The 14,320-nt window shown below is 58.1% G+C and carries 9 protein-coding genes; 2 read left to right on the forward strand and 7 right to left on the reverse strand.

Going from position 1 to position 14,320, the window contains the following annotated elements; all coding sequences use genetic code 11:
• Positions 1–14 precede the first annotated feature (14 nt).
• The 7 genes from QLG07_RS00185 to trxB form a co-directional block, all read right to left on the reverse strand.
• Positions 15–845 carry an alpha/beta hydrolase gene (locus QLG07_RS00185; RefSeq protein WP_282468189.1) on the reverse strand — a complete coding sequence of 277 codons (831 nt, stop codon included), beginning with the start codon at positions 843–845 and terminating at the stop codon, positions 15–17.
• 7 nt (positions 846–852) lie between these two features.
• Positions 853–3,495, reverse strand: coding sequence for an autotransporter outer membrane beta-barrel domain-containing protein (locus QLG07_RS00190; RefSeq protein WP_282468190.1), 2,643 nt, complete (start codon positions 3,493–3,495; stop codon positions 853–855).
• Between the two features lie 201 nt (positions 3,496–3,696).
• On the reverse strand, positions 3,697–3,915 hold the full coding sequence (infA, locus tag QLG07_RS00195) for a translation initiation factor IF-1 (protein ID WP_002211347.1): 219 nt from the start codon (positions 3,913–3,915) through the stop codon (positions 3,697–3,699).
• Positions 3,916–4,275: 360 nt separating this feature from the next.
• Positions 4,276–4,968 carry a leucyl/phenylalanyl-tRNA--protein transferase gene (gene aat / locus QLG07_RS00200; protein WP_282468191.1) on the reverse strand — a complete coding sequence of 231 codons (693 nt, stop codon included), beginning with the start codon at positions 4,966–4,968 and terminating at the stop codon, positions 4,276–4,278.
• A gap of 31 nt (positions 4,969–4,999) precedes the next feature.
• Positions 5,000–6,730 carry a cysteine/glutathione ABC transporter ATP-binding protein/permease CydC gene (gene cydC, locus QLG07_RS00205; RefSeq protein WP_048916549.1) on the reverse strand — a complete coding sequence of 577 codons (1,731 nt, stop codon included), beginning with the start codon at positions 6,728–6,730 and terminating at the stop codon, positions 5,000–5,002.
• Positions 6,727–8,496 (reverse strand): cysteine/glutathione ABC transporter permease/ATP-binding protein CydD, encoded by a 1,770-nt coding sequence (cydD, locus tag QLG07_RS00210; protein ID WP_187497093.1) that lies wholly within the window; start codon positions 8,494–8,496, stop codon positions 6,727–6,729. Before cydD ends, cydC begins: the two co-directional genes overlap by 4 nt.
• Positions 8,497–8,642: 146 nt before the next feature.
• Positions 8,643–9,608 (reverse strand): thioredoxin-disulfide reductase, encoded by a 966-nt coding sequence (gene trxB, locus QLG07_RS00215; RefSeq protein ID WP_048916547.1) that lies wholly within the window; start codon positions 9,606–9,608, stop codon positions 8,643–8,645.
• 526 nt (positions 9,609–10,134) lie between these two features.
• Between trxB and lrp the strand changes: the two genes are divergently transcribed.
• A complete protein-coding gene (gene lrp, locus QLG07_RS00220; RefSeq protein WP_006118610.1) occupies positions 10,135–10,629 on the forward strand; it encodes a leucine-responsive transcriptional regulator Lrp in 495 nt (164 codons plus the stop codon).
• Positions 10,630–10,748: 119 nt separating this feature from the next.
• The gene (locus QLG07_RS00225; protein ID WP_282468192.1) at positions 10,749–14,189 is read left to right on the forward strand and encodes a DNA translocase FtsK 4TM domain-containing protein; all 3,441 of its coding nucleotides are present in this window, start codon (positions 10,749–10,751) and stop codon (positions 14,187–14,189) included.
• The last annotated feature ends 131 nt before the right edge of the window (positions 14,190–14,320 follow it).

The following is a 14,320-nucleotide window of genomic DNA, read 5'->3' on the forward strand; positions in this document are numbered from 1 at the left end:
GGCTTTTTTTTTACCTATCGACAGGTGGGTTGCAGCCGGAGTAACGACGGCCAGAGTGCGGCCCAGCCGCCGCCGTGCGTCATTCCCGCCACGCTGACAATACGCACGCAGGCGCTGTGGCTGGCTTGCGCGTAACTCTGCGTCACGCTTTCAGGTACTACCCGATCGTCGCTGCCGGAGAAGTGGATCTGCGGCAGCCGCGCCAGGGCAGGCGCGACGTCTTTAGCATTCAGCGAGCCGGGCATTGCGCTGGCCTGATGCAGTCGGTTCACTTCCTCACTGTCCAGGTTGCCCGCCACGGTGCGCAGTGACTGGATATCGTGGCGTCTTGCCGCTACCAGCGCGGCCACCGCACCGCCGCCTGAATACCCGGTCAGCACCACCGGCTGAGCGGGCGTCTGGCGTACCAGCTGGCTGACGGCATCATTCATGGCGTCAATCACTGTGGGCGCAAAGCGCAGATCGGTCCACCAGCGGGGGGCACAGCTTGGGTTGCGCGTCATCGCAATGAACTGGCAGGGGCGGGCGAGGTAGATCACATTGGCCGCGCGGTCTGCGGCAGCAAGCCTGAGCGCCACAGGGTTAAAAGGTGTCGGGTCATGGGAAGGCTGGCTGGGCGTGACCCAGGCAAAGCCATCGCCCTCAATGTAGAGATGCAGCGGCTGGCGCGGATCGCTTATTCGCCCCCACCAGCTGAGAATAAAGGGCGCGGCGTGAATTTCGCCGCGCTGGAATCCCGCCGACTGCGCAATGGCCTCGGCAGTTTCAGGACGATTGGCTGAGGTACAGCCGCCGCAAAGCAGGCTGCACCCCAGTAATCCTGCGCTTAAAAACGTCAGTCGCATCGGCAGATTAGAACAGCTTGCGCACTTGCAGGCTGACGGTTTGCCCCTCAAAGTGCGGAGCGGCCTGCAGGTCATAGCGCGCTTCCAGGCTCAGATCATCAGCATGGGCCAGCGTGGCACCAATACTGGCTTCGGCACTGTCTTTAGCCGGGCTGGCACCCGAAGTGGTGAAGCGCGTCTCGCCAATACTGTCTGCACTGAAGCCGGAGGAGGTTTTCATCGGGCTGCGGTCATACTGATGCGTCCACATCAGCTGTACAAACGGCGACAGCTCTCCGGCACCGGTCGACCAGCTGTGCGCCAGCTTGCTGCCGAGGCTGCTTTCGAACGACTGGCTGTGCGCGCTGTCAACGGATAATGCACTGCCGCCATCGCTGCTCTCCTGATAGCTGCCCTGATGCAGATAGCTGTAGCTCAGGCTGGCCAGCGGGGTGAGCACGGTGGCATCGCCCAGCGCCAGCGGGTAGCCCAATTCACCTTTCACTGCGGCCTGCTGACCGTGGAAATGGCTGCTGGCGCTGTCGCTAAAGCCGCTGAAGTCAACGGCGCGCTGGCTTTCGTAAGACTGGCGGGTCAGGCTGGTGCTGAGGTTGACAAACCACGGTTCGCCGGTGTAGCTGGCGTAAGCGATACCGCCCCAGGCGTCGACATCGCTGCTGTTGCCCTTCAGGTTATCAGCACCTTTTACCGAGGTGCGGCTGTAGCTCAGCGCCACGCCCGCGCGCCAGTTGCCGGGCAGCTGGCGGTCAAGACCTAGCACCAGGCCGCCGTAGTGGGCGCGGTAGCCGCTGACGTTATCAGTCATTCCCTGGCGAGCACTGCCGTAGAACGGTTTGCCCCAGGCCGCCCAGTCGAGGCTGTCATCACCGGTGGCGATACCGCGAGCGCTGCCGCTTTGCGCAGTGCGCAGACCGTCCAGATGGCTGCCTACAACGCCCAGTGCATCCATTGATGCGGAGGAGGTTGCGGCGGAAGCCATACTGTTCTGTGCCGGAGCCAGCTGTTCGCCAATACGGTTAGCCTCAGCCTGCGTGGTAAGGGTTTTAGAGGCGTTAAACAGGTCGAGCAGGCCGGCAGAAAAGCCGCTGTAGCTGGAGAGACCGCTGATCGATGCTATCGCATTACCGGTGGTGGGCAGCGGTTTGGCCGCTACCGGAGCAGTTGGCGTGGTCGGCGTCACCGGGATGACCGGGATGACCGGGATGACCGGGATGACCGGAATGACCGGAATGACTGGCGTTACCGGAATGACCGGGGTGACTGGCTCTGTCGGCGTGGTCGGGGGTGAAACCGGCACCGTTGGCGTGGTCGGGGTGACTGGCGTCACTGGTGTTGGTGGAGTTACTGGTGGTGTCACTGGTGGTGTTACAGGTGGTGTTACAGGTGGTGTTACAGGTGGTGTTACAGGTGGTGCGGGTTCATCGAGATAGAGGGCCAGATCGCTGGTGCTACCGTTATCGATCACTTTCGCCGTAACCACACCGTTATAGTTATCCACCACGTAGTGCAGGGCGCTGGTATTGTAGGTCGCGCTGCCTGCACTGATTGCCAGATAGCGTTGGCCGCTGGCAAAGCCATAGCTGCTGCCGGTGCTGCTTAAACGGATGGTCGAGCCGGAATCAATCAGCGCGTTGCCGCTGACGGTCAGGCGGCCATAGCCGATATCAAGCGCGCTGCCCTGGGCATACGTGGTGTCAGAAACCCCGAGATTGAGGATAGCATCCTGGGTCTGATGGTAATTGCCGCGAATGGTAAGTGGCTGAGTGACCAGCACATCAGCACGGTTGGTAAGGGTATGGCTGCCACCCAGGTCCACATTATCATTCAGCAGCAGCATTCCCCCGCCAAAGCTGACATCGGCGCCGGTGGCGACAATCTGGCCTGTCGGGTTAGCCATTACTGGACCGATGATAAAATTGTTTGCGCCTGTCAGCTGGCCCCGTTGGTCACTGCCGCCGTTAATCACCAATTCATTGCTGGAAGTGTGGATAATATTGCCAGCAATGGTACCGCTGTTATTTATGGTGCCGATGGCACCATTAAAACTGTTGGTTATTGCATTGTTAGTAGATACGTTCAAACCTGGATTAAAGGGACCGATAAAACCGTCGTTGTTCAGCGTGGTAATCTGCCCCTGGTTGAAAATCGCCGTTTGGGTACCGGAGATAATCCCGCTTGCGGTGTTGTTTAACGCGCTCAGGGTGCCGAAATTGGCGATGCCAATACCACTATATCGCGAACCTGAAGAGCTGTTGGTGTTGATATAACCGCTGTTGATCAGTGAGCCAATATTATTGTCGTTTTCAAGCGCTATGCCGGTATCGGAGGTGATGAAACCGGAGTTTTTCAATGTTGCGAGATCGCCGCCGTTGTACAAGCCAATCGCTGTTTGATTGTAAATGGATCCCTGATTATCAATCAGCGTAGTGGTACTGGAGTTGCGCACGGCGAACTGCTGAGTATCAGCACTCACCATGCCGTTAGGGGTGATTGTTAAGGTGTCTGTGGAAACCACGTAAGGGGCAGCATACGAGGAGTCGTTAATCTCATTGCTGGGTACGGGCGTCGCGTGGGCCAGGGTTAAACTTTGCGCTGCTGTCAGGGCAATGACCAGCGGTTTAAGCGGGAAAGCGTGAAGCGTTTTTTTCATTATTATTGCCACCATCAGAGTTATCAGAGCTGATTCATTCAGCTATTTTTAAGAATATTCTGATTTATCGGCACGGCCTGAAGGCACTTTAGCGGGGCTGGAAAATATATTTGGCGCATAAAAAAACCGGACTGAGAGCAGTCCGGTTTGGATTATCAGTGCGGCAAGCGTTAACGCGGCAGCACGGCAGAATGGGGCAAATTAGCGACTACGGAAGACAATGCGGCCTTTGCTCAGGTCGTACGGGGTCAGCTCTACAGTGACTTTGTCGCCCGTCAGGATGCGGATATAGTTTTTGCGCATTTTACCGGAGATATGAGCGGTAACCACGTGACCGTTTTCCAATTCAACGCGGAACATGGTGTTAGGTAACGTATCGAGTACGGTACCCTGCATTTCAATATTGTCTTCTTTGGCCATCGAATCCTCTAGGTGGACTACCTTAGTTTTGAACCGGCAAGATAATGCCGAATTTCACGTATTAAGTAAAGAATTGTGGATGAATTCACCCACATCAACCCCTCTAAAGCGCACACCTGCGCAGACGGGTTACGTTTAAATCTGGAGTAAATGGCGTCAGCGTGGGGGAACAGCGGGCTAAGAATCTGTTTAAATATGCTTTTGTCGCACGATTAAAACAGTTCTGACAAGGTGCGTTGAGATTCCCAGCCTGGTATTCCGCATCACCATCTTGTACCGGTGAAAGGCGGACGACATACCAAACGCGCATATTATATCACTGTTCTCATCGCCATGCCTGAAAAACATCGGGGAATTGCATTAAAAAAGCCGCTGCGGTTGCCAGCAGCCGGTGATAAGTGGCTGATGTGCGAGGGAATAGACGGTTTGCAGATAGCGCGCGCGCGCGATCTCTTCTGCGCCGAGTGAGGCGGTGTGAGGGTTAAGCACCTGGCAGTCTATCAGCTTTCCGCCCTGGCGATGGAACCACTCGCTAAATACCAGCAGTGCCGTTTTGGAGGCATTCTCCCGCCGGCTGAACATCGACTCACCGCAAAAAATTTGCCCGAGCGCCAGCCCATACATGCCGCCCACCAGTTCATCGCCGAACCACACTTCAACCGACTGCGCATGCCCGAGTTCGAAAAGCTTGAGCCAGGCGCGCTTCACCTCAAAGGTGATCCAGGTACCTTCCTGGCGATCGCTGGCGCAGCCCTCGATCACTTGCTGAAAGTCCTGATTGATCGTCACCCGGTAGGGTGACCTGCTGTGAAAGCGTTTCATGCTGCGGCTGAGGTGAAAGGCTTCGGGTAACAGCACGGCGCGCGGATCGGGTGACCACCACAGGATAGGATCGCCAGGGGAAAACCACGGGAAGATCCCCTTATGGTAGGCATTTAGCAAACGAGCCGGGCTAAGGTCGCCGCCCATCGCCAGCAGGCCATTAGGTTCCCGCAGCGCCATTTCTGGCGGCGGGAAGTTTAACGATTCGCGTGAAAGCTGTATCAGGCGCATCCGCAGATTCTCAACAGGGCAGAGCTAATGACTATAGCGCAAAGCGCTGCAGAAAAGTCCAGTAGCGACCCTGTTTTGCGACTAATTCGGCATGATTTCCCTGTTCGATGATTTCGCCGCTGTCCATAACGCAAATCCGGTCAAAATGTGCCAGGCCGCGCAGGCGGTGGGTGACCATGATGAGGGTTTTGTTTTGTGCCACCTGGCGCAGCAGCGCGAGGATCTGCTGTTCGGTCTCCGCATCCAGCCCTTCGGTCGGCTCATCCAGCAGCATCAGATCGCCGCCGTGCAGCAGCGCACGCGCCAGTCCCAGACGGCGCAGTTCGCCACCCGACAGCTGACGGCCGCCTTCACCGAGCCAGGCGTTGAGACCCTGATTGTTTTCCAGCAGTTTCTCCAGCCCGACCTGCTGCAGCGCGGCGCTCAGCTGTTCATCGCTCGCGTCGGGCGCGGCCAGCAGCAGGTTATCGCGCAGCGTGCTGCTGAACAGATGCACGCGCTGGGTGACGACGCTGGTGCGCGCGCGCAGGTCGGCTTCGCTGTACTGGTCAAGCGGCTGGCCATTGAGCTGAATAGTGCCGTGTTGAGGATCCCAGGCGCGCGTCAGCAGCTGCAGCAGCGTCGACTTGCCGCATCCGGTGCGCCCCAGCAGCGCTATGTGTTCGCCTGGGGTGATATCCAGAGAGAGATCCCTGATCGCCAGCGGTGCGTTGTCAGCGTAGCCGAAGCTGATGTTGCTCAGCGTGAGCGCAGCCTGTCCCGAGGCCTGCGTCGTAGCCTGGCGGAAGGTGACCGCCGGGCGCTGTTCGATAATCTGCGTTACGCGCTGCGCGGAGGCAATCACATGGCCAAGATGCTGAAAAGCGGTGCCCACCGGACCGAGTGCTTCGAACGCGGAGAGTGCACAGAAGACAAACAGCGCAATATACGCACCCGGATACGGGTCGCCACCAATGCCTGCGGCACTCAGCCACAGCATCAGCGTGACGGCAATCCCGCCCATCAGCATCACCAGCCCCTGTGACAGCCCTGTCAGGCTGGCCTGGCGCTGCTGTGCGCTCAGCCAGGCCTGTTCCGTGGCATCCATCGCGTCACGAAAGCGCTGTGCCGCACCATACAGGCTCAGCTCTGCCTGGCCCTGGAGCCAGCGCGTCAGGCCGCTACGATACTCGCCGCGCAGGCGGGTAAGATCGGCGCCGACGGGCAGCCCGGCACGGTAAAACAGCGGTGGCAGTGCGACCAGCGTCAGCAGCATCAGGCCGCCGAGCGTCAGGGCCAGATAAGTATCAAGGAAGCTCAGGCCAAAAGTGACCACGACAATCACCACCAGCGCCCCGACCAGCGGTGAAATCACCCGCAGGTAGAGGTGATCGAGCGTGTCGACATCCGCCACCAGTCGGTTAAGCAGCTCTCCCTGGCGGAAGCGGGCAATGCCGGCAGGGGAGAGCGGCAACAGCTTACTGAAGGTAAACACCCGCAGATGCTGCAGCACGCGGAAGGTGCCGTCATGGCTCACCAGGCGCTCAAGATAACGCGCGACGGTGCGGCTGATGGCGGCACCGCGTACTCCGGCGGCGGGCAGCATATAGTTAAAGCTGTAAATCCCTGCGACACCGGCCAGTGAGGTAGCGGCGAGGAACCAGCCGGACAGCGTAATCAGGCCGATGCTGGCCAGCAGCGTCACCACCGCCAGCAGCATGCCGAACAGCAGGCGCAGAATGTGGCGACGATACAGTTTTAAAAACGGCAGCAGGGTTTTCATTCAAGCGATCCTCCGCGCTGAGCCAGCAGGTCAGCAAATGCGCCGGGCTGATTCGCCAGCGTCTGCCAACGGCCCTGTTGGACAATTTTACCGTCGCGCATCAGCCAGATTTCATCCCACTGTGACAGGCGGTCGAGCTGATGGGTGATTAACAGCGTGCTTTGCGCATGCGAAGCCGCCAGCAGCGCGTGATTGACGTGCTGCTCGCTGTGCGCATCAAGGCTGGCATCAGGTTCATCCAGCAGCAGCAGCTGGCAGGGCTTCATCAACGCGCGGGCAACGGCAACGCGCTGCGCCTGGCCAACCGACAGGCTGGCAGCCTGATCGCCGGTTTCACTGTCCAGCCCGGCAGGCAGGCGCGGCAGAAACTCATTGACCCCGGCAAGTTCCAGCACCTGCTGCAAACGGGCTTCATCGTGGTTGCCGCTTAGCAGAATATTCTGCCGCAGCGTGCTGGCGGGAAGGTGCGGGTTTTGCCCCACCCACGCCAGCTGCTGCTGCCAGTGGGGCAGGGCAATATCGCGTAATTCGACGCCGTTAACCTGTAACGATCCCTGATAGGGCAGATAGCCGAGCAGCACGTTCATCAGCGAGGTTTTCCCGGCGCCGCTTTGCCCCACCAGCGCCACGCGCTGCCCTGGCTGCAGGGTGAAGCTAAGTGGCCCGGCGAGCTGACTGCCGTCAGCGGTGACGATCGTCAGATCGGTCGCGACCAGGCTTAAGCCATGGTGTAATTCAGGCGTGAGTTCACCACGCTGGAGCGCCGCGCCTTCACTCTCTTCAATAAAGGTTTGTAGTGCATCGGCGGCACCCACAGCCTGCGCCTTGGCATGATAGAACGCCCCCAGATCGCGCAGCGGCTGGTAAAACTCAGGCGCCAGGATCAGCACCAGGAATCCGGCAAACATCGTCACCGCACCGCTGTAGTGGCCGAAGTCGAACACGCCAAGATAGGAGAAACCGAAATAGACAGCGATCAGAGCAATTGAGATAGAGGCAAAGAACTCCAGCACCGCCGAGGAGAGGAAGGCCATGCGCAGCACTTCCATGGTGCGCTGGCGGAATTGCTCGGAAGCCTCGGCAATGTTTGCCGTTTCAGCCTCGGCACGGTGAAACAGGCGCAGCGTTTCCAGCCCGCGCAGGCGGTCAAGAAACTGCCCGCTCAGGCGCGCCAGTGCCTGGAAGTTGCGGCGGTTGGCATCTGCGGCGCCCATACCGACCATCGCCATAAACAGCGGGATCAGCGGCGCGGTGGCGAGCAGGATCAGCGAAGCCGCCCAGTTAACCGGGAATAGTAGGATAAGCACCAGCAGCGGGATAATCCCCGCCAGCATCATCTGCGGCAGATAGCGCGCGTAGTAATCCTGCATCTCTTCGATCTGCTCCAGCAGCAGGGTCGCCCAGCTGCCGGCAGGTTTGCCCTGAACCCAGGCGGGGCCGAGATCGGAGAGGCGGTTAAGCACCTGCTGGCGCAGTACCTGGCGGATCGCCTGACCCGTTTTGAACCCGACCTTTTCCCGCAGCCACGCCAGCCAGGCGCGCGCCGCAAAGCAGGCCAGCAGCAGAATAAAATGCAGCAGTTGCGTATCGCGCGGTTGATGATCAACCAGCAGCGCCTGCAGCAGCGAGGCGAGGAACCAGGCCTGCGCGAGGATCAGGAGCGCACTTAACGTGCCCAGCATGTAGGAGAGACGCAGCCAGCGATGGCCGTGCACACTCTGACTTTTCAACCAGCGGGTGAGTTGTTGTTGCCGTGTTTTATTCATCTGTTGCCGTGTTGCCCTGACGTAAACAGTAGTGAGGCAAAGCCCCAGGAAGATCGGTGTCAAGCGCGGCAATGTTACAATGGGGAGGGTGAAAAGGCGACAATTGCTCGTCGCCTTGGGCAAGATTAGCTCAGAGTTTTAACAACTTACTGATTATTTTTAACCAAACCGTCAAGATAACGCTCGGCATCCAGCGCGGCCATACAGCCGGTACCGGCGGAAGTAATCGCCTGACGATAGATATGGTCCATGACATCTCCGGCGGCAAACACGCCCGGGATGCTGGTCTGAGTTGCGTTGCCGTGGATGCCGGACTGCACCTTGATGTAGCCGTTTTCCAACTCCAGCTGACCGTTAAAGATTGCAGTGTTCGGGCTGTGGCCGATCGCGACAAACAGTCCGGCAACGTCCAGTGTCTTAGTCTGGTCATCTTTGGTCGAACGCAAGCGCAGGGAGCTGACGCCCATCTGGTCGCCCAGCACTTCGTCCAGAGTATGATCGGTATGCAGCACAATATTGCCGTTTCTGACCTTCTCATTCAGGCGGTCAATGAGGATTTTTTCTGCACGGAAGCTGTCGCGGCGGTGAATCAGGTGCACCTCAGCCGCGATATTCGCCAGATAGAGCGCTTCTTCCACTGCGGTATTACCGCCGCCAATCACCGCGACTTTCTGATTGCGATAGAAGAAACCATCACAGGTTGCGCAGGCGGAGACGCCGCGGCCTTTAAATGCCTCTTCTGACGGCAGGCCGAGGTAGCGAGCCGAGGCACCGGTAGCGATGATCAGGGCATCCGCCGTGTACTCACCTTCGTCGCCGGTCAGACGGAAAGGGCGGTTCTGCAGGTCGACGCTGTGGATATGGTCGAAGATGATCTCGGTATTGAATTTCACCGCGTGCTCATGCATACGCTCCATCAGCAGGGGGCCGGTCAGTTCGTTAGCATCACCCGGCCAGTTTTCCACGTCGGTGGTGGTGGTCAGCTGGCCGCCTTTTTCCAGCCCGGTGATCAGCACCGGGTTGAGGTTGGCGCGTGCAGCATACACCGCTGCGGTGTAGCCCGCCGGGCCGGAACCCAGAATCAGTAATTTACTGTGTTTCGCCGTACTCATGAGACCCTCATTATTTAACTGGCAAACAGATGCAGCGATTGTAGGGAATTTACCGGGGCAAAAAAAGCGTTCTGCAATTTTGTTAACAATTAATGAAAAAGGTTTAACCAATCGTGGGCCAGGCAAACGACTGCGCTGTCTGCAAAACAGACTATATGGCCCGGACTATGCCATTTTAAGTCAAAAATAGTCATTGAAAAACAGAGAGACAGCCACTGCTATGGCATGTTGTACTGATTTTATTTGTTTTGCTTTGACAATCGGCTGAGCTTTTGCGAAAACATTATGAGAAGCAGAGGGAATTCGGCCCGCTCTTCCAGGATTTCATCCCGGATTTTCTATTTATGGCCGGATAAACTCAGCCTGTTATGTGCAATGACTCATGGTGTGGACAGACAACATGCGTCAGGTAGATAAAGCGATTAGTCCCGCAACAGGCTCACTGTCTTCACTTAGATCAACCCTGTTACATTGATGGCGTTCAGGGTATGGCAGGTAGGGAAGGATTTTAAGAGAGACAATAATAATGGTAGACAATAAAAAACGACCTGGTAAAGACCTCGACAGAATCGACCGCAATATCCTGAATGAGCTGCAGAAGGACGGTCGTATTTCTAACGTCGAGCTTTCCAAACGCGTAGGGTTATCCCCAACGCCATGTCTGGAGCGCGTGCGCCGCCTGGAGCGTCAGGGCTTCATTCTCGGTTATACCGCACAGTTAAACCCGCACTACCTGGATGCTTCTCTGCTGGTATTCGTTGAGATTACTCTGAATCGTGGTGCGCCGGATGTGTTTGAGCAATTTAACGCCGCCGTGCAAAAACTTGAGGAAACTCAAGAGTGTCACCTGGTTTCCGGTGATTTCGACTACCTGTTGAAAACCCGCGTGCCAGACATGTCTGCATATCGTAAACTGCTCGGCGAAACCTTGCTGCGTCTGCCGGGCGTGAACGATACCCGTACCTATGTGGTCATGGAAGAAGTGAAACAAAGTAACCGGTTAGTGATTAAAACGCGGTAACACAGGGCAGGTGCAAAACCTGGTAGTTTTCGGTACACTCCTGTGAATTCATACAGGTTCAGCGTCGGGCATGCCCGGCGCTGTTGCCTTCATAGTTTACAGGCACCTGGAGAGTACTCTTGAGCCAGGAATACACAGAAGATAAAGAAGTTTCGTTACAACCGCTGAGCAGTGGGCGTCGCCTGCTGGAAGCGTTACTGATTATTGTTGCTCTTTTCGCCGTTTATCTGATGGTGGCGTTGATGAGCTTCAACCCTTCCGATCCCAGCTGGTCGCAAACCGCCTGGCATGAACCCATCCACAATTTAGGTGGGGGGGTAGGGGCCTGGCTTGCTGACACGCTGTTCTTTATTTTCGGCGTGATGGCGTACGCCCTTCCTCCGGTGATTTTAGGCCTGTGCTGGATCACCTTCCGTCAGCGTCATTCTCAGGATTACATCGACTACTTCGCGGTAGCACTACGTCTGATCGGCGTGCTGGCGCTGGTAGTGACCTCCTGTGGCCTGGCCGCGCTGAATGCCGATGATATTTGGTACTTTGCCTCTGGCGGTGTGATCGGCAGCCTGCTGAGTAACGCGATGGCCGCCTATTTCAGCGGTCCCGGCGGCACGTTGACGCTGCTGTGCATCTGGGCGGCGGGCCTGACGCTCTACACGGGCTGGTCCTGGCTGACGATTGCCGAGAAAATTGGCGGGGTAGTGATGGGTGTCTTAACCTTCGCCAGCAACCGCTCGCGCGCCGATGAAAAATGGCATGAAGAGGATGACGAAGCCTATCAGGAAGACGATCGTCCTGCGCGAGAGTCCACCGCGCCATTAATGAAACGCAGCGCGCAGGCAGACGATGCAGACGATGTGCTGCTGGCAAAACCGCAGCCAATTTATGCTGATGTTGAGGATGACGAGCAGCACGATCCGCTGTTGGCGAAACCCGCTGTTGCTGCTGCCGGTGCTGCGGCGGCCAGCGAAGTGGCTGCGGCGCAGCCTGCCGCTCCACAAATCTCCGCGGCGCAGGTTGAAGCTCCTGCCGCAGCGCCAGCGGCTCCCGTTCAGGTTTCAACCCCGGTTGAACCCGCTCAGCCGCCGTTATACCGCTTTGAAGTGCCTGCCGCAGCTGAGACCCCGGCACCTTCTGTTCCGGTTCAGCCGATGGAAGATGACGACGGTCCGCAGATGGGCAACTGGCGCGATACGTCAACCTCCTCGCCGTTTGATTTCTCGACGCAGCATGCCTCTCACCCCGCTTCCGTCGCTGCGGCGGCAACCGGTGTGGCCATTGGCGCCGTGGCGCAGTCTGCCACCTCCAATACGCCGTTTATGCCGGGCTTCACCGCCACCAGCGGTGATGAACTTAATCCGCAGGTGAAGCAGGGCATTGGTCCTGAACTGCCGCGCCCGAACCCGGTGAAACTGCCAACCCGTCGCGAGCTGGCTTCCTACGGCATTAAGCTGCCTTCGCAGCGCATGGCGGAAGAGAAAGCTAAACAGCAGGAGCAGAGTCAGGCTCAGCCTCAAGCCTCTTATCACGCTGAAGTCGACGACGAGCAGGATGCAGCGGAACAGGCACAGCTGCGCGAAGCGTTCTTCGCTCAGCAGCAGCAGCGCTACGGCGAAGAGTTTGCCGCTGAAGATGAGGAAGCTCTGGAGCAGGCTGCACTGGCTCGCCAGTTTGCCGACCAGCAACAGCAGCGTTATGCCGCCGAGCCGCAGAACAGCGCGCCAACCTTTAACCTTGATACTGCCGGTGCGTTTGATTTCTCACCAATGGACGATCTGGTTGATGACGGCCCAGCTGAGCCGCTGTTCACGATCGCTGCCGCGCCGGAAGTGGAGCCTGTAGCCCCGCAGCCAGCACAATGGCAGCAGCCGGAAAGCGCGCCGCAGCAACCTGCCGCCTGGCAGCAGCCTGCTCAGGCCCCGGCCGCTCAACAGCCGGTTGCCCCTTCATGGCAGGCCAGCGCGCCTGCAGCGCCGCAGCCGGTTGCCGCTGAAGCACCTAAGCCGCAGGAGCCGGATATGGACAGCCTGATCCACCCGTTCCTGATGCGCCATGAACAGCCGACGTATAAACCGACGACGCCACTGCCTACGCTCGATCTGCTCTCGTCGCCTCCGGCGGAAACCGAGCCGGTCGATCAGTTTGCCCTGGAACAGACCTCGCGCCTGATTGAGGCACGTCTGGCTGACTACCGCGTTAAAGCGGAGGTTGTGGGTTCTTCACCTGGCCCGGTGATCACCCGTTTCGAGCTGGATCTGGCACCGGGTGTCAAAGCGGCGCGTATTTCCAACCTCTCGCGCGACCTGGCCCGTTCCCTCTCAGCCGTTGCGGTGCGTGTGGTGGAAGTGATCCCTGGTCGCCCCTATGTTGGCCTTGAGTTGCCAAACCTGCATCGCCAGACGGTTTACCTGCGTGAAGTGCTGGACTGCCCGGCGTTCCGTGATAATCCGTCGCCGCTATCTATCGTACTGGGTAAAGATATTTCCGGCGATCCGGTGGTGGCCGATCTTGGCAAAATGCCGCACCTGCTGGTTGCCGGTACGACCGGTTCCGGTAAGTCGGTCGGCGTGAACGCCATGATCCTCAGCATCCTGTATAAAGCCACGCCGAAAGAGGTGCGCTTTATCATGATCGACCCGAAAATGCTTGAGCTGTCGGTTTATGAAGGTATTCCGCATCTGTTAACTGACGTCGTTACCGACATGAAGGATGCAGCCAATGCACTGCGCTGGTGTGTGGTGGAGATGGAGCGCCGCTACAAGCTGATGTCGGCACTTGGCGTGCGTAATATTGCGGGCTACAACGAAAAAGTGGATATGGCTGATGCCATGGGCCGCCCAATTCCCGACCCGTTCTGGAAACCGACCGACAGCATGGATATGACGCCGCCAGTGCTGGAGAAAGAACCGTACATCGTGGTGATGGTCGACGAATTTGCCGACCTGATCATGACCGTCGGGAAAAAGGTGGAAGAGCTGATCGCTCGCCTGGCGCAGAAAGCGCGTGCAGCGGGTATTCACCTGGTGCTGGCAACGCAGCGTCCGTCAGTCGATGTCATTACCGGCCTGATTAAAGCTAACATCCCGACGCGTATCGCCTTTACCGTCTCCAGCAAAATTGACTCACGTACCATCCTCGATCAGGGCGGTGCCGAATCTCTGCTGGGAATGGGTGACATGCTTTATCTGGCGCCAAACTCATCGATTCCGGTGCGTGTTCACGGCGCGTTTGTGCGCGACCAGGAAGTCCACGCGGTAGTGGCTGACTGGAAGGCACGCGAACGTCCTCAGTATAAAGAGGGCATTCTCAGCGGTGGTGAGGATAGCGAGGCCGGCGGCGGCGGTATCGACGGTGATGAAGAGCTGGACCAGCTGTTTGACCAGGCGGTGCAGTTCGTCGTTGATAAGCGTCGCGCGTCGATCTCCGGCGTCCAGCGTCAGTTCCGCATCGGCTACAACCGTGCGGCGCGCATTATCGAACAGATGGAAGCGCAGGGAATTGTCTCCTCTCCGGGCCATAATGGTAACCGCGAGGTGCTGGCACCACCGCCGCACGAAATGTAACAATCACTCCGGGCCGGCCACGTTGGCTGGCCCGTTGATTTTTTGCCAGCAGTCCCCATATCTGCTCAGTGCCGCCGGGGAATTCAGTTTATTCTTCTGTCGTTCCTGCCAGCGCCTGGCTAAAGTTATCC

The sequence above is a fragment of the Erwinia sp. V90_4 genome, from assembly GCF_029967685.1.
Taxonomy (GTDB): Bacteria; Pseudomonadota; Gammaproteobacteria; order Enterobacterales; family Enterobacteriaceae; genus Erwinia; species Erwinia aphidicola.

Coding starts and splice junctions, on each gene's coding strand:
- lrp (WP_006118610.1), top strand. CDS start 10,135: ATGGTAGACAATAAAAAACGACCTGGTAAAGACCTCGACAGAATCGAC.
- aat (WP_282468191.1), bottom strand. CDS start 4,968: ATGCGCCTGATACAGCTTTCACGCGAATCGTTAAACTTCCCGCCGCCA.
- cydD (WP_187497093.1), bottom strand. CDS start 8,496: ATGAATAAAACACGGCAACAACAACTCACCCGCTGGTTGAAAAGTCAG.
- QLG07_RS00190 (WP_282468190.1), bottom strand. CDS start 3,495: ATGAAAAAAACGCTTCACGCTTTCCCGCTTAAACCGCTGGTCATTGCC.
- trxB (WP_048916547.1), bottom strand. CDS start 9,608: ATGAGTACGGCGAAACACAGTAAATTACTGATTCTGGGTTCCGGCCCG.
- infA (WP_002211347.1), bottom strand. CDS start 3,915: ATGGCCAAAGAAGACAATATTGAAATGCAGGGTACCGTACTCGATACG.
- QLG07_RS00185 (WP_282468189.1), bottom strand. CDS start 845: ATGCGACTGACGTTTTTAAGCGCAGGATTACTGGGGTGCAGCCTGCTT.
- cydC (WP_048916549.1), bottom strand. CDS start 6,730: ATGAAAACCCTGCTGCCGTTTTTAAAACTGTATCGTCGCCACATTCTG.